The 23,726-nt window shown below is 44.6% G+C and carries 21 protein-coding genes; 10 read left to right on the plus strand and 11 right to left on the minus strand.

All coding sequences use genetic code 11. From position 1 onward, the window contains the following. Positions 1-96: 96 nt before the first annotated feature. The 4 genes from AC5O63_RS20585 to AC5O63_RS20600 form a co-directional block, all read right to left on the minus strand. Positions 97-531, minus strand: coding sequence for a rhodanese-like domain-containing protein (locus tag AC5O63_RS20585; protein WP_004743279.1), 435 nt, complete (start codon positions 529-531; stop codon positions 97-99). 275 nt (positions 532-806) lie between these two features. Then, positions 807-1,772, minus strand: a complete 966-nt coding sequence (locus AC5O63_RS20590; protein WP_494506105.1) for a Wzz/FepE/Etk N-terminal domain-containing protein — start codon at positions 1,770-1,772, stop codon at positions 807-809. Between the two features lie 46 nt (positions 1,773-1,818). Next, entirely contained in the window at positions 1,819-4,470 is a 2,652-nt protein-coding gene (locus AC5O63_RS20595) for an SLBB domain-containing protein (protein WP_494506106.1), read from the minus strand. 39 nt (positions 4,471-4,509) lie between these two features. Then, positions 4,510-5,673, minus strand: coding sequence for a capsule assembly Wzi family protein (locus AC5O63_RS20600; protein ID WP_494506107.1), 1,164 nt, complete (start codon positions 5,671-5,673; stop codon positions 4,510-4,512). Positions 5,674-6,010: 337 nt separating this feature from the next. On the opposite strand from AC5O63_RS20600, the gene AC5O63_RS20605 reads away from it, so the two are divergent. From AC5O63_RS20605 to AC5O63_RS20620, 4 genes are read left to right on the plus strand one after another with little or no spacing between them, the layout of a single operon-like run. Beyond that, entirely contained in the window at positions 6,011-6,265 is a 255-nt protein-coding gene (locus AC5O63_RS20605; protein WP_494506108.1) for a hypothetical protein, read from the plus strand. 47 nt (positions 6,266-6,312) lie between these two features. Continuing rightward, complete coding sequence (locus tag AC5O63_RS20610; RefSeq protein WP_494506109.1) at positions 6,313-7,008, plus strand: YjbF family lipoprotein; 696 nt, start codon at positions 6,313-6,315, stop codon at positions 7,006-7,008. A 5-nt stretch (positions 7,009-7,013) separates the two neighbouring features. Continuing rightward, positions 7,014-7,748, plus strand: coding sequence for a capsule biosynthesis GfcC family protein (locus AC5O63_RS20615; protein WP_494506110.1), 735 nt, complete (start codon positions 7,014-7,016; stop codon positions 7,746-7,748). After that, positions 7,748-9,937, plus strand: coding sequence for a YjbH domain-containing protein (locus AC5O63_RS20620; protein ID WP_494506111.1), 2,190 nt, complete (start codon positions 7,748-7,750; stop codon positions 9,935-9,937). The genes AC5O63_RS20615 and AC5O63_RS20620 overlap by 1 nt, the downstream gene beginning before the upstream one ends. A gap of 38 nt (positions 9,938-9,975) precedes the next feature. On the opposite strand, the gene epmA is transcribed toward AC5O63_RS20620, so the two are convergent. Beyond that, positions 9,976-10,947, minus strand: coding sequence for an elongation factor P--(R)-beta-lysine ligase (gene epmA, locus AC5O63_RS20625; protein WP_494506112.1), 972 nt, complete (start codon positions 10,945-10,947; stop codon positions 9,976-9,978). 403 nt (positions 10,948-11,350) lie between these two features. Here epmA and frdA point away from each other — a divergent pair, with 403 nt between their 5' ends. The 4 genes from frdA to frdD are packed head-to-tail and all read left to right on the plus strand — an operon-like array spanning position 11,351 to position 14,708. Further along, the gene (frdA, locus tag AC5O63_RS20630) at positions 11,351-13,168 is read left to right on the plus strand and encodes a fumarate reductase (quinol) flavoprotein subunit (RefSeq protein WP_065740847.1); all 1,818 of its coding nucleotides are present in this window, start codon (positions 11,351-11,353) and stop codon (positions 13,166-13,168) included. Continuing rightward, complete coding sequence (locus AC5O63_RS20635; RefSeq protein ID WP_045975826.1) at positions 13,168-13,932, plus strand: succinate dehydrogenase/fumarate reductase iron-sulfur subunit; 765 nt, start codon at positions 13,168-13,170, stop codon at positions 13,930-13,932. Before frdA ends, AC5O63_RS20635 begins: the two co-directional genes overlap by 1 nt. Positions 13,933-13,934: 2 nt before the next feature. Continuing rightward, complete coding sequence (frdC, locus tag AC5O63_RS20640; RefSeq protein ID WP_004743268.1) at positions 13,935-14,318, plus strand: fumarate reductase subunit FrdC; 384 nt, start codon at positions 13,935-13,937, stop codon at positions 14,316-14,318. 12 nt (positions 14,319-14,330) lie between these two features. Further along, a complete protein-coding gene (gene frdD, locus AC5O63_RS20645) occupies positions 14,331-14,708 on the plus strand; it encodes a fumarate reductase subunit FrdD (RefSeq protein ID WP_239866970.1) in 378 nt (125 codons plus the stop codon). Positions 14,709-14,777: 69 nt separating this feature from the next. Here the strand turns inward: frdD and hslU are convergent, their stop codons facing one another. The 5 genes from hslU to priA all read right to left on the minus strand — a co-directional run bounded on the left by hslU (position 14,778) and on the right by priA (position 21,264). Further along, positions 14,778-16,112, minus strand: a complete 1,335-nt coding sequence (gene hslU, locus AC5O63_RS20650) for an ATP-dependent protease ATPase subunit HslU (protein ID WP_004743264.1) — start codon at positions 16,110-16,112, stop codon at positions 14,778-14,780. 50 nt (positions 16,113-16,162) lie between these two features. Then, positions 16,163-16,705, minus strand: a complete 543-nt coding sequence (gene hslV / locus AC5O63_RS20655; RefSeq protein ID WP_004743263.1) for an ATP-dependent protease subunit HslV — start codon at positions 16,703-16,705, stop codon at positions 16,163-16,165. Between the two features lie 325 nt (positions 16,706-17,030). Beyond that, on the minus strand, positions 17,031-17,579 hold the full coding sequence (gene ftsN / locus AC5O63_RS20660) for a cell division protein FtsN (RefSeq protein WP_494506113.1): 549 nt from the start codon (positions 17,577-17,579) through the stop codon (positions 17,031-17,033). A gap of 118 nt (positions 17,580-17,697) precedes the next feature. After that, on the minus strand, positions 17,698-18,705 hold the full coding sequence (gene cytR, locus AC5O63_RS20665) for a DNA-binding transcriptional regulator CytR (RefSeq protein ID WP_004743261.1): 1,008 nt from the start codon (positions 18,703-18,705) through the stop codon (positions 17,698-17,700). A 357-nt stretch (positions 18,706-19,062) separates the two neighbouring features. Next, on the minus strand, positions 19,063-21,264 hold the full coding sequence (gene priA, locus AC5O63_RS20670; protein ID WP_494506114.1) for a primosomal protein N': 2,202 nt from the start codon (positions 21,262-21,264) through the stop codon (positions 19,063-19,065). A 283-nt stretch (positions 21,265-21,547) separates the two neighbouring features. Here priA and rpmE point away from each other — a divergent pair, with 283 nt between their 5' ends. Beyond that, positions 21,548-21,766, plus strand: coding sequence for a 50S ribosomal protein L31 (gene rpmE, locus AC5O63_RS20675; RefSeq protein ID WP_004743259.1), 219 nt, complete (start codon positions 21,548-21,550; stop codon positions 21,764-21,766). 256 nt (positions 21,767-22,022) lie between these two features. Then, a complete protein-coding gene (locus tag AC5O63_RS20680; protein WP_494506115.1) occupies positions 22,023-23,300 on the plus strand; it encodes a malic enzyme-like NAD(P)-binding protein in 1,278 nt (425 codons plus the stop codon). Positions 23,301-23,404: 104 nt separating this feature from the next. Here AC5O63_RS20680 and metJ read toward each other — a convergent pair whose 3' ends face one another. Further along, positions 23,405-23,722, minus strand: a complete 318-nt coding sequence (gene metJ / locus AC5O63_RS20685; RefSeq protein ID WP_004743257.1) for a met regulon transcriptional regulator MetJ — start codon at positions 23,720-23,722, stop codon at positions 23,405-23,407. Positions 23,723-23,726 lie beyond the last annotated feature (4 nt).

Raw genomic sequence — 23,726 nt, forward strand, 5'->3', positions numbered from 1 at the left:
ATGACTAGGGTTCCAATGAATTTCGTGGAACTCTTCACATCTCTCTAAAACAAACGCCGATTTTTCAATCAGCGTTTAAGGCATTCGGTGTTTGAATTACTTCTTACCTTTCACTAAAGGCATGTTTGCTTCACTCCAAGCAATCAAACCATTTTTAAGCAGACTTACATTTTCAAAGCCCGCTTTAGCAAGAAGGTTAGCGCTCTCTTGAGCGGTTTGACCTGTCTTACACACTACAATGATTGGGTCTGATTTGTGGTTTTCAAGGCTTCCGAAGTTACCTGCTTTGATATCAGACGGCAAAATGTGAAGTGCATCGGTAATGTGACCTTTACGGAACTCATCTTTACTACGGATATCAACAACAACACCACTTTCACGGTTCATTAGCTGGGTGGTTTGTGCTGCAGTAATTTCTTTATATGCAGCTGTCGTTGATTTAAAGATATTCATGATAAGGGCGACTAGTAAACCAACCCATACCAGAGAAAGAATCATGTTCTCTTGAAAAAATGCGATGTACTCTTGCATGTCCTGTGCTCTTTGATGATAGAGCTGCCACTTCAACAATGAAGGATGTATTCCCAATATAGTTGGAGTTGCAGCTAGGCGACAAGCCAGTTCAGCCCTATGAGCATAGTAGTCCTATGTAATTAGGGCGGCCGGCGACCCGGTGAATTGACGCTGTCAACAACGCTGCGACTTCAAAAATGAAGGGAATAGCAGCTCTAGACTAAAAATTCAGATTGGAAGTATAGCGAGGATACTATCGTAAGGCGAGATACGCCTTACGATAATTGTACATATTATTCGCTTTCTCTGTTGCGGAAAGTGAATCGAACTAGAACTATCGCAACTCCAAGCATTCCACCTACCAGCGCCGCCAGTACACATATCAGAGCGCGCTTTGGCCCAACCTTTTCCTCTGGAACAACCGCAGGGTCAATGGTTTTAAACGCAAACTCTTCTTTTACTTCAGCCAGCATCAAGGTTTTTGTTTGCTCCTCGATTAGCTGATAAAAAATCGCCTGCATATCTACGATTTTAGTACGTTCAAGCTGCTGTTCCAAATACTCAATATTACGATTAGTTTCTGACAAAGACTCCTGCTTCATCCACAAGTTGAGCTCTTGTACTAACCACTGTGTCCATTGCTGGGCGACATATGGAGATAAATGAGTCATACCAACCGTTACAATACCTGTATCTTTTGCTTCAGATACCGTTAGTATTTGCTTAAACGCTTTATACGCTTCCCAATCTGAAGGCTTTAGTGAGTTTTCTGGTTTATCAGGATCATTTAACCAATTAACTCCGTCATATAACTCAGAGTCCAAAACAAGTTTGTTAGTGGCCTTGTCCCATGACTCTGATGCCATAAGAATCGGCAAAATCGCATACTTTTCGATAAAAGAGTTGATAAATTTTCGTGATTCAAGTGTCGCTAAAGAGAGCGACTTTTCATCTGTATTACCACCACCTACATTGATTCCAGCTAAAGACGCTAGGCCACCAAATTGGCTCGCCATTGCGGCCAAACCACCTGATTTTTCATCGTTAGCCGCAACTAGTGTCGCTGTTGCCTGATAAGTATTGGGCTTCGACAAGGCAAACAATACACCTGCGATAGAAAACAACACAGTAGTGGTAATAACTGTCCATTTTCCTTGCCAAAGCGCACTAAGTATTTCTCTAAGGTCTATTTCATCTGAAGCGACAGGGTAGTCTTGCACCTGAGCAAAATGACCATCGTGTAGAATCGGTTTGTTCATAAATATTTCGTCAGTCTGTGCTCTCCAGTATCAGAGAGCACCTCCATTAGTTTTTAACTGCGCTCCAAGCTACACCGATTTGATACAGTATTTGCGTAGCCGAAGTTAATGTACTTAAGCCGTCAAGATAATCGGTATCCAGAGGGACTATAATGGTATCTCCTGGCTCCAAGGGTTGAGATTTACGGCTAAACCAGAATGAGTTATTTGGCAGCATAACCGAACCATCAGCACGAACAACATAGATCCGATCAGTATCTGCTTGCTTCTTAGTTCCACCAGCAGAGGAAATGTAATCTTCAATTGTCATATTTGGAGTAAATGTATGATTGGAAGAAAATTGCACCTCTCCCATCACACTGACTATCGGCTGCTTAGCCGGAATATAGAGTTTGTCTCCTTTCTCAAGCATTAAATCAGCATTGAGGTTTCCTGCTAAAGCTTCAGGTAAGTTAATCACTAGCCGACCAATTGCTTCTACAGATGATAGTTCATCAGCTATCTTCATAGCTTCAGTCGGACTGGTTGTATAAGTAGCGCTCGAATTCTGACGACGTAAAGACAGGTTGGCAATCTCTTGCTTTAGCTGCAGATTGAGCAATTTCAATCGCTCCTCTTCTTGGCGACGTAAACTCTCTCGACTAAAAACAGCTCCTGGCAGGTATGCATATTGAGTCAAGCCGCCTGCACGCTCAATCACATCTTGGATCGTCTCGCCTCTCTGGAAAGTATAAGTTCCTGGAAAGACTACTTCCCCTTGCAACTCTATGCTATTACCTCGTTGCCAATTTGGCTGAGTCTTCACGATTATACGGTCTTGAGGTTTAACCTCTAACTCACGTTGACCATCGATCACTTCTTGTGGCGAAAATTCTATATGGCTGACCACATAGTCATCTTTCTTCTTTTCAGAACGACTCAATTCTGCACTGTATAGAAATGCTTGCTCAGCAAAGCCTCCAGTAGCAGCAATAATCCTATCAAAGCTGGAGTTTTCTGCTAAAGGGTATACTCCTGGATACTTAACGGCACCAGAAATTTCGAAAATTTTCGCTTGTTCATTTAGGCTCGCTTGAGACTTTAATCGCTCAATAATCGGTTTAAGCAGCGACTCTCGGCTAGAGAGTTTGAACTCATCAGCCACCGCAAACTCATCAATATCGGAAATAGCTAACTCTTGCGCCACCTCTTTTTCGACCAGAGCACCAGTTTGAGCATCTACCTTAGATACTCTTTTTGATGAGTTCTCAGAGTCCTTAAAGCGATTTGGAGATTCAGCTCTTTTGCGGCTATTTGACTTATCTTCCCGATACCAATAATTAACATCTATACCGTTGTCGAAGACAAAAATCTGATCACCTTTTTGCAATTCAAAATTGTCTGGCGCTGTCGGGTTATCAATTAAGTTCTGCAACTGGAACTGCCACACTTCAATATTACTTGAATTGGAGACTTCTCTCACGAGTAGCGAGTATGAGAGATCGGCATTTTCCTTTAGGTCATCACGGCTAATGACATCACTGATCTTTAACCCAGGTTGATATTGATAAGCCCCTTGGCGAAACAATTCACCACGGAGTGCAATTGCATTCTTTATATTCTTACCGGTTGGTAATAGAACAATGTCATCGCCAGATTTAATTTTAATGGCTTTGCCTTTTGACTGAGAAAGATCGAATGTGAAAGGTTGAACACCAGTCTCAGTTTGTCGCTTAATCGTCACTTTTGACAGGTAAGCCGTCGGAAGTGCACCACCTGCAATTTCGACTAAATCTTGCAAAGTTTCGTCAGACTTAAGCTCATAATAAGCTGGGCGTAACACTTCTCCACTAATAGAAACACTTGATTTCTTAGTCGGGATAAGAATTGTATCCCCAGACTGGAGACGTATGTCATTGCTTGAGTCTCCCCTAACAATCAAATCATAGGCATCAAAGTGTATTGTCTTCTTACCAGGGTGTTTAACTTGGATATCTCGTAAGCTACCTGACAGGTTTATCCCTCCAGCTGCAACTAGCACCTGAGACAAGGTTGTTAGGCCATTAACATTGTATGCTCCTGGTTGTTTCACATCACCAGTAACAAATACCTGAATCGCCCGCATTTCACTTAGAGAAACGACTGCATCCACCCCGATCGCTTTGCGCTTGGTTAACGAATTGACATAATTCCTAAGCTCTTCAAATGATTGGCCTGCAACATATTCAGGGCCAAATTCTGGAATCGTAATTTTTCCTTCGCGGTCCACTTTTAGCTTGTAATCATTATACGATTTACCAAACAGTTGTAGCCGAATAACATCACCAGGTGCAATTTTATAGTTGAGAGGAACTGGCAGATTATCGACCGGAGTAAAGTCTAACGCTTCACCTGAAAAAAAGTTGTAACCAAAATGTGGCAGTGAATCTTCTGGTTTCGTAGATTGAGTTGGCAATGGTTTAGGCTGCTGCTCTGTGGTTACACGTTCGGGCGCCTTAGGTTCATTTAGCTTTTCATCTGAGGCCGCTGTTTGCGACGAAGTAAATGATGAAACATCCACTCCCATTTGTCTCGCTAGCTGCTCTTGCTGAGCCTTAGGCAATGACTGAAATTGAGCGATTTGCGCCGCCGTTGGTGTCGCTGCAGAAACTAGTGTACTAGAGAGCGATATAAGCCCAAGCACTGTTAGTTTACCGATTGATTTTATTGATTTACTCATCTGTCTATTTGCTTTTTTATTGAAGGCTATAACTCATGGTTAAAACCTGAACTCATAACTAGACCAAATACTCCAGTCCGTTTTTTGCTCTTCAGGAGACACTGCGTCTGCGGTAAATTTTAACAACCCACTTAAAGCGGGTAGTTGATATGAAAATTGGAACTTACTCTGCTCTGTTAAATCATTGTCGATTAAGTTTTGATAGCTATATACTAGTGACAGTTTGTGGTCATTTGACAACTGAATATAGCTGCTCACAGACCAACTGCTGTCCATAAGGTAGCTTGTTTGTAAGTAGTTGTGTGGCTGCGAGCTCATTTGGAACGCTCGTTTTTCTTGATCGGACAACGCTTGGTGTTCTATTGAAAACCGTACAGAATTTCGACCAATGACTTTAAGCCCACTCCACCCAAATAGACTTGCACCGACGAAATCACTCTCAGCCTTTTGACTCGTTGCAAACTCGGCATAGACTGAATGGTACACATCTGCAAAATCAGGCAAAGACAACTTAAAGTCTAAGCCCAGTTGGTTAGGATTCGTTTCCGTTCGGGGCTGTTTTACTTCAAACCAATAGTGCTGAGCAAGACCTATTTCAAACCATGAATTGAGTTTATTGATTAACCTTGCTGAAGCTCGGTAATCATAGTCTTTGTTATCTAACTTTGAAAACAAAAGGTTAGCACTCCAAACACCGAAGTTTGAGGTTTCTCCTATCAAGCTGACATTGGCGTCTAAATCATGACCATCCGTCGCTAAAATTAAGTTGTGATTCCAGCCTTGCCCCCACCACCTGGGTGTAGAACCCACATCCAACATCAATTCACCAGCGTTAAAAGCAAAATAGCTATCACGGAAAGAGAACTCATTATTCCCGTCCCTATTTGAATAGACAGTATTGAGACGAAAGGCGTAGCTGTTAGACAAGTGTTCGTAGCTTGCCTCGACCGCCCACTTGTCTCGTTCTACATTTGAATACCAGATATTGCTCGTTTGTTCGTTGCCACCTGAAAGTGCAAATCGTCTATTGCCGCGATTGAGCTGGGCATTTTGTTGACCATAACGAAACTGGGAAAGTTCAACCACTAAAGGTGAATCTGGAGTTACCGTCCTATCGTTGATCAACGACCAACGTAACGGATATATATTGGTTGGACCAGAGAGTATACCTGCGTCAGATAAAGCGACGACGCTTGAACGCATAAACGGGTCATCAGCTTCTAACCAAGGAGAAGCTTGGCCAATATTAGCATGAGATAACGAATATAAAGCAACAAAAGGCAAGCATAATGGTTTTATTCTATTACATCCTGTATTGAACACTTTATAAATTAACCTTAAGTTACTTGAAATGGAGTGCAGTGATAGAAACCTGATTATAATGGTTAGGGTTAATTTAGCAATATCCTTCCCCATCTCGTCTTGGCAAGCAAAGAATAACCTTTTACAGATAATTATATCTCCAATACAATGTTAAATGAGGTTAGTATTTTCAAACCTTAACATCGATGTTTAATTGTAAATTTACAAGGAACTATTCATGAAAAATATTGCTCTAGCTATGTTAGTTGCACTTGGTGCTTCTACCAACGCTTTTGCTGCTGGAGAAGAAACTACGGCAGCAACTGCTTCTGGTGGTTCAGCAGCTGGTTCAACAGCAGCAGCAACTACAGCAGCAGCAGGTGCGGCGACAACAACAGCGATTGCTGTTGGTGCAGCAGTAGCGGTAGCAGCAGTGGCGGTAGCGGCGTCAGATAACGACGGTACTACTGGTACGGACGGAACTAGTCAATAGCTTCTGCTCTATATCAAACACCCTTAGCTAGGCTAGGGGTGTTTTTTTTGCAATATACTTTTGGGAATCCTCTTAACATTATGACGCCAATAACACGGATTGTAATTTCGACTCTCACTTTAATTTTACTTTCAGGGTGCGCGCAAAAGACTACGGATGTTAGTGATACCCTTGTCGAAGCTTTTTTGGGTTTTGATGATGTGCACTTATCAAAAGACGAGGTAGAAAAGCTCCCTTATGCTAGCAGTTATTTCCGAATCAACGGCGGGCCACAAATTTTTATGGTATTAGCTTTTGTTGAACAAAATCCAATTAACAAGCAAACCCAACTAAAATGGCTTTCAAGCGATAAAGCGATGATTGTGACTGAAAATGGTCGCGTCGTTAAAACACTCAACCTTCCCAATGTGAACTTAGTCGAAATTCAGCAAAATAATTCACAGGGACAGTTTGGCCAAAACTCCTATCAATGGTCGGCAATATATAGTTGGCAGCCAAATTATCAATTTAATTACCAAGTCAAAATCATGACTAAGCGAGCAGGAGAAGAACAACTCTCTTCTCTTTTATGGAACAAAACACTCACTAAGTGGACAGAAGAGCTTGCTTTTAATGAACACAGCGTTGATCTACAGAGTCTCTACTGGACCGATAAAAATGGACAAATATTAAAGTCTTCACAATGGCTGATTCCAAACAAATTACTCGTAGAGCAGGAAGTGCTTAAGCCATATAAGGGATGAACAGAATGAGTAAATATATCTTTCTCACAGCACTTTTAAGCTTTTCTTCATTGTCAGCCAATACCTCTATAGAACTCAACAGTGAAAATATCACTCTTGAGTATGCAAAGCCTGTACGTCTAGAGCAGATGCTATCGGATGCGAATAAACACAGCGTTAAATCATCACCAAACGCTTACAGCTTAAGCAGTGCGCTATATAACTTAGATAAACAGAGAATTGCCAATAATAAGAGACAAGCAGTTCTTAACCAGATTCATAACCTAAAAAGTAGCGAGCCTCAATTACGCCAAAGCTTAGAGATTCTACACGATCAAATAAAAACATGGCAGGTTAACTATCGTGAAAACCTTATCTTAGATCTCGATGTGGTAAGACTTGAACCTTCTGCTAACCCCCTGCTAGAAGGGCAGTATGTTTTCACATACTCGAATAAATCTAACACGATAGTTATACAAGGGTTGTTCTTCTCGCCAAGAGAGGCAAAACTTACTCCTAATAAAACGGTGCGAAGCTACTTGAAAAACATTCCACGACTTTCGAGTGCAAGCGATAGCTATGTTTGGATCATTTATCCGGACGGCCATTATCAGCAAGTGGGCTATGCCTATTGGAACGACGAGCAGACCCCACTCCCATCAGGCAGCACTCTATTTCTTGGCTTTAACAACCCGTCAGATCAACTCAAACAATTGGAAGAGAATATTGTTTCCCTTCTTGCTTGGAGAAGAAACAAATAATGAAACTGAACACTACTACTTCACTCTTTATTTCTCTAGGTCTCATTTCAAGTTCAATCTCTGCTAACGAAGAATTTAAAGTTTCTCAAACCGATTTCGGTGGTACCGGCTTAATGCAAATGCCTAGTGGGCGAATGGCTGACGAAGGAGAGTTTAATATAGGGGTAAGCTTTAACGAAGATTATCACCAATATAACGCGTCAATACAGCTGATGAGTTGGCTAGAAACAACGGTACGCTATACCCGAGTACCTGATTTACTGTTTAGTGATGACCCTAGTTACAGTGGTGATAACCTGTATACCGATAAAGGCATTGATTTCAAGCTCAGACTTTGGCAAGAGGGTTATTGGCTACCAGAAACCTCTGTAGGGGTGCGTGATTTTGGCGGTACAGGAATGTTTGATGGCGAGTTTATTGCAGCAACCAAGCGCTTTGGCAATCTAGATGTCACTCTTGGCTTAGGTTGGGGGTACTTAGGGCAAAGTGGAAATATAACTAACCCACTATGTAAAGTCAGCGAAAAATATTGTTCACGAGAAGTAGATTATAAAGGTACTGGGGGAGATATAGATTATGAACGTTGGTTTAAAGGGCCTACAGCCATCTTTGGCGGACTAGAATACCAAACACCTCATAAACCACTACGCTTAAAGCTTGAGTACGATGGCAATGACTATAGCCAAGATTACCCCGTTGTAAATTCTAACAAACCAATGCCTCAGCATACACCATGGAATGTTGGAATTAACTACCGATTAGGGGATTGGGGCGACGCTAAATTTAGTTATCAGCGCGGTGACACCTTCACCATCGGACTCAATATCTACACCAATTTTAATGACCTAAGTGCGACTTGGCGTGATGAACCTAAACAAGTAATTGCTCCAGTCAAGCATGAAAATACTGATTGGGTACAAGTTTCCAAGCAGCTCGCTAATAATGCCGGTTACGATAACAACAAGATTTCGTTGGAAGATGACACCGTTATCGTTAAAGGTCAACAAACTAAATATCGCGACAGGGACGAAGCGTTAGATCGAGCTGCGGCGATCCTGTCAAACAACACTAGCGATACTATTCGAGTATATAAAGTCATTGAGCAACAAGATGGGATGGATTTAACTCAGACTACCATCGACAAAGAGAAGTACTTAGCGGCTGCTAATTTTGAATCTACCGATATTAAAATAACTGACAGCTATACTCATAGCGAGCCAGGAGAAACCTCCAAATCAGCGGTAACGAGCAATAAAAAGCAGTGGGACTATGGTATAGATCCTGTTCTTAAACAGAGTATTGGAGCTCCTGAAGCATTCTATCTATATAGCCTAGGACTCAACGCTAAGTCTAATTACTGGCTAACAGATAATATTGAGCTTGGTGGCTCAGTTTTCTTCAACTTAGTTGATAACTATGACAAATTTAACTACGTAGAAAACTCTCCTCACGTACGCAACTACTCGACCCCTCGTGTTCGTACCATGTTCCGTGCCTACGTACACGATAACCCAGTTCGACTTAATCACCTCCAGCTCACTTGGTTTGAACAGCCTTTTGAAGAAGTCTATACCCAAATGTATGGCGGATACCTGGAAATGATGTTTGCTGGCGTCGGCGGTGAAGTACTTTATCGTCCAATGAACGCTAACTGGGCGCTAGGACTTGATGCAAACGTGGTGAGCCAGCGAGATCCTGACTCTTGGTTTGGTGTATATAGCGAAGACTACTTTTTCTACAACGAGTCTGCTTGTAATCAACCTGTACCAGCCTGTCAGGCATTTGTATTGAGCCAAGGCACCACTGGTCACCTTACTGGCTACTATATGCCGCAATGGTCTCTGCTTAAGGACACCTTGTTTAAAGTCAGTGGTGGTAAATTCTTAGGAGGTGACGTAGGTGCACGAGTTGATTTCTCTAAGCAATTCGACTCCGGTGTTATCGTTGGTGCCTATGCGACCTTTACCGATCTTACGGCAGAAGAGTATGGTGAAGGAAGCTTCAACAAAGGCTTCTATATTTCCATTCCAATGGACATCATGACCATTAAACCTAGTACGAGTCGGGCGCAAATATCTTGGGAGCCGATCACGCGTGACGGTGGGCAAATGCTGCGTAAACAGTACAACCTGTTTGATCGCACAGATGCGCGATCACCTTGGTATCAACGTCCTAGTAGCGTGAATTAATATCAAATGGGCAGCTCTTAACAAGCAGCCCATTTTCCTTACGCTATCGGAAACGGAAATGCCGTGATCTGATCAATATGATCACAACCGATCGCAAGCATGATTAAGCGATCGACCCCTAGTGCCACACCAGCACATTCAGGTAAGCCTGACTCTAACGCAGCTATTAAATGATGATCGATCGGTTGAGGACTTCGCCCCATCTCAATACGCTTGGTGTTATCTTGTTCAAATCGCTTGAGTTGTTCTTGCGGATCATCAAGCTCATGGAAACCGTTCGCGAGTTCTATACCTTTAAAGTAAACCTCAAAGCGATCAGCAACACGTGAGTCTTGCTTATTGATCTTCGCTAATGCCGCTTGGGAAGCTGGGAAGTCGTAAACAAAAGCAGGGGCACTTTGGCCGATCTTACCTTCGACACCAATGCTGAACAGTAGTTGAAGCAAGGTATCACGATCTTCCTCTGGTTGCGCAATATCACTTAAGCCTAGCTTCTCGGCTGCAAGCTTTAGCTCAGTCATTGTGCCTTCTAATGGGCAGACACCAAGCACATCGATAAAGGCTTGTTGGTAGGTCATTCGCTCCGCTTGACCACATTCGAGTACGACTTGCAGTAAAGCGTCCATTTCATCCATCAGTTTATGATGATCAAAGCCGACTCGGTACCATTCAAGCATGGTGAACTCTGGGTTATGGAAACGGCCATTCTCTTCGTTGCGAAACGCTTTGTTTATCTGATAAATACAACCACTACCCGCTGCCAGTAGTCGCTTCATATGAAATTCAGGGCTAGTCATTAAGTAGAGTTTGCTGCCATCCGCATATCCCGGGCCTATAAACTCTGTCTGAAAAGTATGTAGGTGAATATCCGTCACTGTCGCATGGCTCATTGCCGGAGTATCAACCTCCAACACGTTTCGCTCAGCAAAGAACCGCCGTATTTGCGCAAGCACGTTTGCACGCTGTCTAAGTTGCTCTATCGACGCTGTTGGCTGCCACTGATCACTCATAACTAAAATCTCACTGCTTTATCTGGCTGAGAAAATATCAAGTTTACTGTCCTTTGCCTAGCTTAATACTCCGTCTAAAATGGCTTCTAATTGAAGCAAGAATTCAACGTATTACAGAACAAAATACCACCGACCACCTATTAGATATTGCCCAAGCTAATGTCATGTAACAGCGCTTTAACAAACAACTACTGTCTACTGTTCTATCAATCATTTCTTGCCGTGATAGCAATCACATAACCTATATTTTTTATGCTCTTGAATGCATTACTGGAGCAAAAACCTAAATACATCAATTTTTCTGCAAATTAGCTCTTCTACACTAACCCTACCACTTTTGGGGAATTACCCCATTTAACTATAACAAGCGGAACACTCCGCAAATTCACACTGGAGGATAACTGTGCAAACTATCACCACAGATATCGCAGTCATCGGCGCAGGCGGCGCTGGTCTTCGCACTGCTATTGCAGCAGCTGAAGCAAACCCTGATTTAGAAGTCGCACTGATTTCTAAAGTTTATCCAATGCGTTCTCACACGGTCGCAGCGGAGGGTGGCTCGGCAGCAGTTATCAAGGATGAAGATAGCCTAGACAACCACTTCAACGACACTGTTGGCGGTGGCGACTGGCTATGTGAACAGGACGTTGTTGAATATTTTGTAGAAAACGCGACTCGCGAAATGATCCAAATGGAGCAATGGGGCTGCCCATGGAGTCGTAAAGAAAACGGTGAAGTCAACGTACGCCGATTCGGTGGTATGAAGGTTGAGCGCACATGGTTCGCGGCTGATAAAACTGGCTTCCATATGCTTCACACCCTATTCCAGACCTCAATGAAGTACGACAACATCAAACGCTTTGATGAGTACTTTGTGGTAGATCTGCTTGTCGATGAAGGCGAAGTGCAAGGTCTTATCGCTATCCATATGTCAGAAGGTGAACTCGTTACGATTAAAGCCAAGTCTGTTGTTTTAGCAACAGGTGGCGCAGGTCGTGTTTACCACTGTAATACTAACGGCGGTATCGTAACCGGTGATGGTATGGCAATGGCTTACCGTCATGGCGTACCTCTACGTGATATGGAATTCGTTCAGTACCACCCAACCGGTCTTCCAGGTACTGGTATCCTGATGACCGAAGGTTGTCGTGGTGAAGGCGGTATCATCGTTAACAAGAATGGCTACCGCTACCTACAAGATTACGGCATGGGTCCTGAAACTCCAGTTGGCCAGCCAAAGAACAAATACATGGAACTTGGTCCTCGCGACAAGGTTTCACAGGCTTTCTGGCACGAACAGCAGAAAGGCAACACCATCAAACATCCTCTAGGTGACGTAGTTCATCTAGACCTTCGCCACCTTGGTGAAGAGTACCTGCAAGAGCGTCTACCGTTTATCTGTGAGCTAGCGAAAGCTTACGTCAACGTTGATCCTGCAAAAGAGCCGATTCCAATTCGTCCTACTGTTCACTACACCATGGGTGGTATTGAAACCAACGGCGAATGTGAAACGCGCATTAAGGGCCTTTTCGCCGTCGGTGAGTGTGCGTCAGTTGGTCTGCACGGTGCAAACCGTCTAGGCTCTAACTCGCTGGCTGAGTTTGTGGTATTCGGCCGTGTTGCAGGTGAACAAGCGGTGAAACGTGCAGCGGAATTCAAAGGCTGGAACGAAGAGTCTATCGCGGCTCAAGTCAAAGATGTTGAGCAGCGTATCGCCGCATTAATGAACCAAGAAGGCGATGAAAACTGGGCTGACATCCGTACTGAAATGGGTCACACCATGGAAGCGGGCTGCGGTATCTACCGCCAAGAAGATTTGATGCAAGCGACGATCGATAAGATTACTGAATTGAAAGCTCGCTACAAAAACATCAGCATCAAAGACAAAGGCAAAGTGTTCAACACTGACCTTCTTTACGCTATCGAAGTCGGTTACGGCCTAGAAGTGGCAGAAGCTATGGTTCACTCTGCCATCCTACGTAAAGAGTCTCGTGGTGCCCACCAGCGTCTAGACGATGGCTGTACTGAGCGTGATGACGTAGAGTTCCTCAAACACTCTTTGGCTTTCTTCCAACCAGATGCAGCGCCAACTATCGACTACAGCAAGGTGACCATCACTAAGTCACAGCCTAAAGCTCGTCTATACGGTGAAGCAGCTGAGAAAGCAGCCGCTGAAGAAGCAGCAAAAGCGGCACAGAAGAACGCAGAGGAGCAAGCATAATGTCAGCAAATCGCATCCAAAAAGTAGAGATTCTGCGTTATGACCCTGAGAAAGACGCAGAACCGCATTTTCAGACCTTTGAAGTACCATTCGACGAAACTATGTCGACCCTTGATGCACTTGGCTACATCAAAGATAACCTAGATAAAGACCTGTCTTACCGTTGGTCTTGTCGTATGGCGATCTGTGGTTCGTGCGGCATCATGGTTAACGGTGTGCCAAAGCTAGCTTGTAAAAGCTTCCTCCGCGATTACCCAAACGGCGTGAAGATCGAACCACTGGCAAATTTCCCAATCGAGAAAGACTTGATTGTCGACATGACGCCATTCATTGAGCGCCTTGAAGCTATCAAACCTTACATCATCGGTAATGATCGTAAACCTGAAGATGGCACTAACCTACAAACACCAGAGCAAATGGCTAAGTACAAGCAGTTCGCAGGCTGTATCAACTGTGGTCTATGTTACGCAGCATGTCCGCAGTTTGGTCTAAACCCTGAGTTTATCGGTCCTGCTGCACTGACTCTTGCCCATCGTTACAACCTCGATAGTCGTGACAATGGTAAAGCAGAGCGTATGGCGATGATCAATGGTGAAAACGGCGCTTGGGGCTGTACCTTCGTCGGTTACTGTTCTGAAGTGTGTCCGAAGAACGTCGATCCAGCGGCCGCAGTAAACCAAGGTAAAGTCGAGTCTTCTATGGACTTCGTGATTGCTATGCTGAAGCCTGACGGCACACCAGCAAAAACAGCAGAGGAGGCATAAGAATGAGTAACCGTAAACCTTACGTTCGTGAAGTAAAACGTACTTGGTGGAAAGATCATCCTTTTTACCGCTTCTACATGCTTCGCGAAGCGACTGTACTGCCTCTGATCCTATTTACTGTCTTCCTGACTTTCGGTTTAGGTTCATTAGTAAAAGGTCCCGAAGCTTGGCAAGGCTGGCTTGAGTTTATGGCCAATCCAGTAGTCGTAGCGATTAACATCGTTGCGCTTGCGGGTAGCCTACTGCACGCTCAAACGTTCTTCAGCATGATGCCGCAGGTAATGCCGATTCGCTTAAAAGGTAAGCCAGTGGATAAGAAGATCATTGTGCTTACTCAATGGGCAGCCGTGGCATTTATTTCTCTGATTGTGCTGGTAATCGTTTAAGGAGCTATGACTATGAAACCTAATTTTTCTGTAGATAGAGCCCCTAAGCGTTCTGATGAGCCTATTTGGTGGGGACTGTTTGGCGCTGGCGGTACTTGGTTTGCCATGATTACCCCTGTGACGATTCTGGTTCTGGGTGTACTTGCGCCATTGGGCATCATCAATGCAGAAGCTCTAAGCTACGAGCGAGTGGTTGATTTTGCAACAAGCATCATTGGCGCTCTATTTATCATTGGTACGCTAGCGCTACCGATGTGGCATGCAATGCACCGTGTACATCATGGTATGCATGACCTAAAGTTCCATACTGGTTTGGTTGGCAAAATCGCCTGTTATGCATTTGCAGGTCTTATCTCTGCACTGGCTGTTATTTTCATCTTCATGATTTAATTAGCAATAGATAAAACAAAGCCCGCTGTTAAGCGGGCTTTTTCGTTTCTGTTGATTTCCCGATTGGGATTACAGAATAAAGCGGCTTAGATCTTCATCTTCAATGGTATCGCCTAGTTTGCCTTTCACGTATGCAGCATCAATGGTTAACTTAGAACCAGACTTGTCTGTCGCTTCGAATGAAATCTCGTCCATCAGGCGCTCCATTACTGTGTGTAAGCGGCGAGCACCGATGTTTTCTGTTGTCTCATTCACTGTCCAAGCCGCTTCTGCAATTTGAGTGATACCATCTTCAGTAAACTCAACATCGACATCTTCCGTCTTCATTAGCGCAACGTATTGCTCTGTCAGTGATGCTTTAGGCTCAGTCAGGATACGTTTGAAATCATGACTTGAAAGCGCTTCTAGTTCGACACGAATCGGTAGGCGACCTTGAAGCTCAGGGATAAGATCCGATGGCTTAGCCACTTGGAATGCACCTGACGCAACAAATAGAATGTGGTCTGTTTTCACCATGCCGTGCTTAGTTGAAACTGTGCTACCTTCAATCAGCGGTAGTAGGTCACGTTGCACACCTTCACGAGAGACATCAGGACCAGAACTTTCGCCACGCTTACAAATCTTATCAATCTCATCGATAAACACGATACCGTTGTTCTCAACATTAAAGATCGCCTGCTCTTTCAGCTCTTCTTGGTTCACAAGCTTAGCCGCTTCTTCTTCGGTCAGTGCTTTGAAGGCATCTTTTATCTTCAGTTTGCGCTTCTTCTTAGTATCACCCGCTAGGTTTTGGAACATACCTTGAAGCTGGTTAGTCATCTCTTCCATGCCCGGAGGAGCCATGATCTCAACGCCCATTTGCGGAGCGGCAACATCAATTTCGATCTCTTTGTCGTCTAACTTGCCTTCACGAAGCTTTTTGCGGAAGATTTGACGTGTATTAGAAGCGCTATCGTCTTGCTGCTCGTTTTGACCCCAAGCATCGCGAGCTGGCGGTAGTAGAGCATCAAGAATACGCTCTTCAGCTTGCTCTTCAGCGCGGAACTTTACTTTTTCCATCGCTTGTTGATGAGTCATTTTAATTGCAACATCAGTAAGGTCGCGGATAATTGTTTCCACTTCCTTACCAACGTAGCCTACTTCGGTGAACTTCGTCGCTTCAACCTTGATAAACGGTGCATTCGCCAGTTTCGCTAGGCGGCGAGCAATTTCAGTTTTACCGACACCAGTCGGACCAATCATGAGGATATTTTTTGGTGTTACTTCAACACGCAAGCTCTCTTCAAGCTGCATACGGCGCCAGCGGTTACGCAGCGCAATCGCCACTGAGCGCTTTGCATTCTCTTGGCCGATAATATGACGGTTAAGCTCATGGACAATTTCGCGAGGGGTCATTTCAGACATAGTCAGTTTCCTTAAATTCTTATAGCCACTATCTTTGCTTGTTCAGCCGTTTACTCAGCTTGAGAGGCTGGGATTTCTAGTTCTTCGATAGTGTGGTGATGGTTGGTGAACACACAGATATCACCGGCAATTTTGAGTGATTTTTCTGCAACTTCACGTGCATCTAATTCGGTATTTTCTAATAGTGCAGTAGCAGCGGCTTGGGCAAAGTTACCGCCAGAGCCAATGGCAATCAGATCGTTTTCAGGCTGTACCACATCACCGTTACCAGTAATGATCAATGATGCCGTTTCATCAGCCACGGCCAATAGTGCTTCTAACTTGCGTAAAGCACGGTCACTACGCCAGTCTTTAGCTAACTCTACTGCCGCCTTAGTCAGGTGACCTTGGTGCATTTGCAGTTTGCTTTCAAACTTTTCAAACAGAGTGAAGGCATCTGCCGTACCACCAGCAAAGCCAGCGAGCACCTTATTGTTGTACAGGCGACGCACTTTACGAGCATTACCCTTCATTACTGTGTTACCCAGAGATACTTGTCCATCACCAGCGATGACGACTTTGTTGTTACGACGTACAGATACAATGGTAGTCACGAGTAGGGCCTCATAGTTGTTTTAATCTCAGTGTTAAAGATTATATGAGGTTATAGCGAGAGGAATTCAAGGGGTAATAGAGCTAGAGAGCTAGAGAGCTAGAGAGCTAGAGAGCTAGAGAGCTAGAGAATCTTGAAGGACTGACGTATTGCTTCAATCCTTTTTCATTTTGGATAAATGGATAACTAACGTTGAGCCACACTTCAATAAGGAGTCAACCTAGCTATCTAGCAGGGCGAAGCCCGATCGAGTTTTCTATAGGGCGCAGCCCGTTCCAGTTATCCACACAAAAAAACGAACCCATCAGGGTTCGCTTTTAATGTTTTTACTGCGCTTCTTTCCAGATTGCACAAGGCTCGATTTTGGCACGCTGAAGTTTGTGCTTATCGCGTTCAGCGTCACGCTTAAACTTGTATGGGCCAAGTACCACACGGTACCAACTACTGCCTTCCTTCTTACGAATTTTGCTGTTTATACCTTGGAAAGCGATATCCAGCTTACGCGCTTCAGCTTGCTGAGCAGTTTTATAGGCGCCACACTGCATTATGTAAGGAATCTCCGACACCACTTGCTCTTTCGCTTTTACTTCAACTTCACGACTTGGCAAGGTATCGACATAATCCCATTTCTCTTCCGGAGGAGGTGGTAACTTCGCTTGAGGTTTTGGTTTAGGCTTAGTTATTACCGGCTCTACTACAGGTGCAGGCGGTTCTGGATCGTTACTCAGAACATACAATCCATAGCCAAATACACTCGCCAATAGAATGGCAAGTAAACCACTTCGCCAAGGTTTGCGTCGTGGGGCAGACTTTTTCTTTGCAGGCTTACGGCTACTTCCGCCACGGCCTCTTTTTACGTAATCTCGATTCGCCACTAGTAAACATCAATACCATCAATTACCACTGCCGATATGTTAAAGCAGATTGTGCCGTTATGACAGAGTAGAAATGGAAGCGGCGCATCAAAAATACGCCGCTTGCAAAGGTTGGACTCTAAAGCACTCTTGGTGGTGCAGCGCTTTCACGTACCACCAGCTTGGTTTCAAGCAATCTCGACCCTGCACGAACATCATGTCCACGTAGCAGCTCAAGCATCATAAGCATTGCTTGACGGCCGATTTCATAGCGAGGCTGAGAAATGGTCGTTAACGGTGGATCGCAGTATTGAGCAAAGTGAATATCATCAAACCCTACAATGGAGAGGTCTTGCGGAACACGCAAACCTAGCTTCTTCGCTTCTTGAATCGCACCAATCGCCATTGCATCGTTATGACAGAACACCGCAGTCGGCGCATCTGGTAAAGCTAGCAACTGGCGAATCGCTTTTGCTCCAGCTTCAAAGGTGAAATCACCGGAAGTGCAGTAGTTCGGGTTCATAGTAATCCCGGCGCGTCTGAGGGCCTGCTGATAACCTTGGTGGCGGAACTGACATAGAACAGCTGTTTCAGGGCCTGAGATTTGAGCAATTCGCTTGTGGCCCATCTGCGTTAGGTAGTTAACCGCTTCAAAGGCAGAAGTGAGGTTGTCGATATGTACAGTAGGTAGTTCTAATTCGGGGGCAAACTCACAAGCCATAACCATAGGCGGTAAGTTCTTTTGTTCAGGTTTACTGACGTCAAAAGGAAGATCGGTACCTAGCAGCAACATGCCATCCGCTTGCTTAGTAAATACTAAGTTTACAAATGAGCTTTCACGCTTCTTCTGCTGCCCACTATCGCCAAGCAAAACGATGTATCCGTGCTCCATTGCCGCATCTTCAATTCCTCGAATGATCTCGGTGTAGTAGGGATCACAAATATCTGGAATGATTGCGATGATTGTTTTTGATTCGTTACGACGCAAGTTGCGCGCCAACGAGTTTGGTGAATAACCAGCTTCTAAAACAGCATCTTCGACTCTTTTCCTTGTCGCTGACGATACCTTTTCTGGATTCATTAGCGCTCTAGATACTGTCGCTGTTGAAACTCCCGCAAGCTGGGCAACATCCTTCATTGTCGCCATATTTAATTAACCCTCTTCATTTCCAAATTGGCAGCTCAAACGCCACCTAAGCCTCTAGTTGAAATGCATCTCATCGGTTGAACGGCCAAATTGATGTCGACTTGTAGGTTAAAATACCTATCTTCTCATTTATTTGCACTGAGCAAACGTTTAACTCACACACTATGGCCTGAGAGCAACATATTGCACAAGACCTAGTTTATTCATTTCAAAACACAAAGTTACGGGAGATTTAACAAAATCGGCAGCTAATAGGAGATCTGAATCACAAATAAATGAAAAAGGTGTGAATATGAAGAAACTCAATAGCTACCCGTCGCAGGAAGTCGCAAAAAATGTGGATAAATTACCATCTCATTAACTCAGATCTTGTGGCTCAATATCTAAGCTCCAACGCACTTTCTTCGCATTTGGCAACATTTGGATTGCAGGCTTAGCGCTTGCGAGTAGCTTTTGCATTACGGGCCGGTTTTGGGTTTGCAGCAGAAGTTGCCAACGATACTTACCCGCTCGTTTTGCTAGCGGTGCAGGTGTCGGTCCAAGGACTTGGCAATAGTCATCAAACAGAGGATGCGCCTCTAGTGTATGGCGAACCTGACGAAGAAATTCCTCGACGGGCTGAGAGTGGTTCGCTTCCGCTTTAAACAGGGTCAGAAACGAATACGGTGGTAACTGCGCTAGCTTTCTCTCTTGTAAAGCCGTTTCAGCGAAGTGGCGATAACTCTTAGTTAATAACGCTTGCAGTAGGCTATGTTCTGGGTGGTGGGTTTGCAGCACTACCTCACCCGGCTTGCTTGCACGCCCTGCCCGTCCAGCTACCTGTATAAACAATTGTGCCAGACGCTCAGACGCTCGGAAATCACTGCTGTAAAGAGAGCCATCCACATCTAATAGTGCTACCAGAGTAACGTCTGGGAAGTGATGACCTTTAGCCAACATTTGCGTACCAATCAAGATCTGATACTCACCATTACGGATCGCCCCTAGTGCACTCTCTAGGCTACCTTTTCGGCGCGTGCTGTCTCGATCAATTCGAATGGTTTTAAATTCTGGAAAGAGTTCAGCAAGCTGTTTTTCTAACTGCTCAGTTCCAACACCTACTGTTACCAAGTGCGTCGAACCACAGCCCTGACATTGATGAATAATCGGTTGCTGTGAGCCACAGTGGTGGCAGCGAATTTCATTGCTGTTCTGGTGATAGGTATAGTAAGCATCACAGCGCTTACATTCCGCAATCCAACCACATTCATGACACATCAACGCTGGAGAAAAGCCGCGTCGGTTTAAAAACAGCATCACTTGGTTGCCTGCCTTTAAATGGCGGCGCATTTCAGCGATGAGTGGCGCAGAAAGACCACTTTCTAGATATAGCCCTTTCACATCTAGCACTTTGTTGGTCGTTGGCGTCGCCGCTCCTGCGCGAGAAGAAAGCACTAGATGATGGTACTTACCACTTAAGGCGTTATGCAGAGTTTCTAAAGCTGGTGTAGCTGAGCCCAGTACAATTGGGATCTGCTCTTTGTTGGCACGCATCACCGCCACATCACGCGCATGGTAGCGCAGACTGTCTTGCTGCTTATACGAAGCATCATGCTCTTCATCAACAATGATAATGCCAAGGTTGACAAAAGGCGTAAGCAACGCAGAGCGAGTACCAATCACAATGCCAGCGGCGTTATCACGCGCGCTAAGCCAAGCGTTAAGTCGCTCTGTATCATTTAAACCAGAGTGCACCACCTCAACTGGGACATTAAAACGTTTTCTAAACCGATTAATGGTTTGCGGCGTTAACCCTATCTCGGGCACAAGAACTAGCGCTTGCCTGCCTTGCTCAAGCACAGGCTTAATCAGGTTGAGGTACACTTCCGTTTTACCAGATCCCGTTACCCCTTCTAACAGGTAACAAGCGAAACCTTCATTACTATTCACTGTCGCAATCGCCACCGCCTGCTCAGAGTTTAGCTTTGGCTTATCGACATCAGCTTCAACGTCATGTTTCCACTCACGAATCACTGGACTTTTCTCTATCGATTCAATCCAGCCTTTTTCCGCTAAGGTCTTTAGCACAGATGAACTGATCTCTTCATCGACAAAACGTTGATGAGGAATCAAGCCTGACTCCAGCATATGCATCACTTTGGCTTGTTTCACCGCGCGGCCGAAACCCGCCATCAGTTGGTCGCGACCACTCGCGGTGAGCTGCCATTCCACCAGCGTCGCGAAATCAGCGTCTTTACCTTTTCGCAGCGCACTTGGCATGGCATTAAACAAAGTGTCACCAAGCGGATACTGGTAAAACTGACTGCACCAAAATAGCAAGGAGTAGAGCTTTTCAGGCCACACAGGCTGGTTATCCAACACGTGCTTAATCGGCTTAAGCTTATCAAGTCTGAATTCTGATTCATTTACCAACGCAGTGACAATGCCAACCAGAGTTTGACGACCAAAAGGGACAGAGACACGCCCACCTATGATAGGAAATAGGTGGTTAGGGATCTGATAATCAAACTGTTTGTCGAGAGGCACAGGCAATGCCACGCGCGCAATTGTTGGTCGCATAATAGGCTATACAGCTAAGTGAGAGGTTACGTAGGCTAGTCTAAGGGAAAAGCCTAGCAGTGGAAAGAGAGCGCGATTCAAGCATCAAGAATAACTTAGGCTAAAAAAGTAGCGATTTCGGGTCTAAACTGGTTGATCCTAAGTCAGGTATTCATTACTATATCGCGCCTTAGTGATATGGCTAGCTTTACAGCAGCGGTATCCGAAAAGGTTTTTTATTAACTACGTGTGGTGTCCGGCTTAGAATCGGATAGCGACACGGCCTATATTTAGAGGTTCTCCCATGAAAGCTGGTATCCACCCAGAATACAAAGCAGTAAAAGCGACTTGTTCTTGCGGTAACTCTTTTGAGTTCAACTCAACTCTAGCTAAAGAGTCTATCCACCTAGACGTATGTGACAAATGTCACCCATTCTACACTGGTAAGCAACGTATCGTTGATACAGGCGGCCGTGTTGATCGCTTCAACAAGCGTTTCGGTGCTCTATCAAGCAAGAAGTAATTTCTTCTTAGCCGAATCTAAAAAGGACGCTCAGGCGTCCTTTTTTGTTATCTGTCACTCACGCAATATCCATTTTGCAGAGTAATCTATTATTAATTTTAATATTCGCTAGCCATATCTCTGTTCATCTGGTCTTATCTCCAGTCATTTACTACTTTTTATTGCTTCGGCTCGCATTCTGACCTAGGCAGCTTGACTTAGTTACTCTAGAATGGATTTCCCCATTCCATATAATTATTAATGAGTACCTACACCTATGTCAGACGACAATCGCCAAGAAGTATCCCCAGAAGAACAGTTTCGTCAGCAAGCTTTGGATTATCATGCTTACCCAACTCCAGGTAAAATTGCAGTCGCACTAACAACACCAGCAGAAACGGCTAAAGATCTTGCTCTAGCCTATAGCCCTGGTGTAGCAGAGCCTGTACGTGAAATCGCACAAAACGCTGACAACGTCTACAAGTACACATCAAAAGGCAACATGGTTGCTGTTATCTCAAATGGTACGGCGATTCTTGGTCTTGGCAATTTAGGTCCTCTAGCATCTAAACCTGTAATGGAAGGTAAGTCTCTGCTTTTCAAACGCTTTGCGGGTTTAGATTCAATTGATATTGAAGTAAAGCACCGTACTATCGAAGAGTTTGTCGATACCGTTGCTAACATCGCCGATACTTTTGGCGGTATTAACCTAGAAGACATCAAAGCGCCAGACTGTTTCGAAATCGAAAAGCAGTTGATTGAGCGTTGTGATGTACCTGTTTTCCACGATGACCAGCACGGTACGGCGATTGTTACCGCGGCAGGTATGCTTAATGCCATTGAACTTCAAGGGAAGAAGTTAGAAGACGCAACGATTGTGTGTCTAGGTGCAGGTGCAGCAGCAGTAGCATGTATGGAGCTACTGATTAAGTGTGGCGCGATGCGTGAGAAAATCTACATGCTTGACCGTAAAGGTGTTATCCACACTCGTCGTGACGATCTTAACGAATACAAACAGCTATTCGCCAACAACACCGATAAGCGCACACTAGAAGACGTTATCGAAGGTGCTGACCTGTTCCTTGGTGTATCAGGCCCTAACCTACTCTCACCAGAAGCTCTTCAGTTGATGGCAGACAAACCGGTCGTCTTTGCGTGTTCTAACCCAGATCCAGAGATCAAACCTGAACTTGCTCACGAAGTACGTAACGATCTGATCATGGGTACTGGTCGTAGTGATTACCCTAACCAAGTAAACAACGTGCTGTGTTTCCCATTCATCTTCCGCGGTGCGCTAGACGTGCGCGCAAGTGAAATTAATGATGAGATGAAACTGGCAGCGGTAGACGCTATTCGCCAACTAGCGAAAGAAGAAGTACCAGCCGAAGTCCTAGCAGCTGCTGGCGTTGATGCACTGTCATTTGGTCCTGGTTACATCATTCCAAAACCAATGGATCCACGTCTATTGCCTCGTGTTGCTAAAGCCGTTGCTCAGGCCGCTGTTGACTCAGGTGTTGCTCGCATTGAAATGCCAGAAAATTATATGGCCGAGTAAATTGGCTAAATAGTCTCTTCGAGAACGAAAAAACCGCTGTTAAGACAGCGGTTTTTTTTATTTCAATTTCGTCAGCGTGCGAAAATTAGGTGCGACTATTTTTATTATTCGTCGAAAGATTCGAACTCAATTCCCATCTCTGTCATCAGTTTTTTCACTTCAGCAGGGAGATCGTCTGGGCGGTCTTTACGTAAATCTTCATCAGTCGGCAGTGGCTGCCCGGTATATGCATGCAAAAAAGCTTCACACAATAGCTCGCTGTTTGTTGCGTGGCGCAGGTTATTAATCTGGCGGCGTGTACGCTCATCAGTCAAAACCTTTAATACTTTCAATGGAATAGAAACTGTAATCTTCTTTACTTGTTCGCTTTTCTTTCCATGCTCAGCATATGGGCTAATGTATTCGCCATTCCAATCTGCCATTGCG

Source organism: Vibrio sp. SCP2 (genome assembly GCF_059295395.1).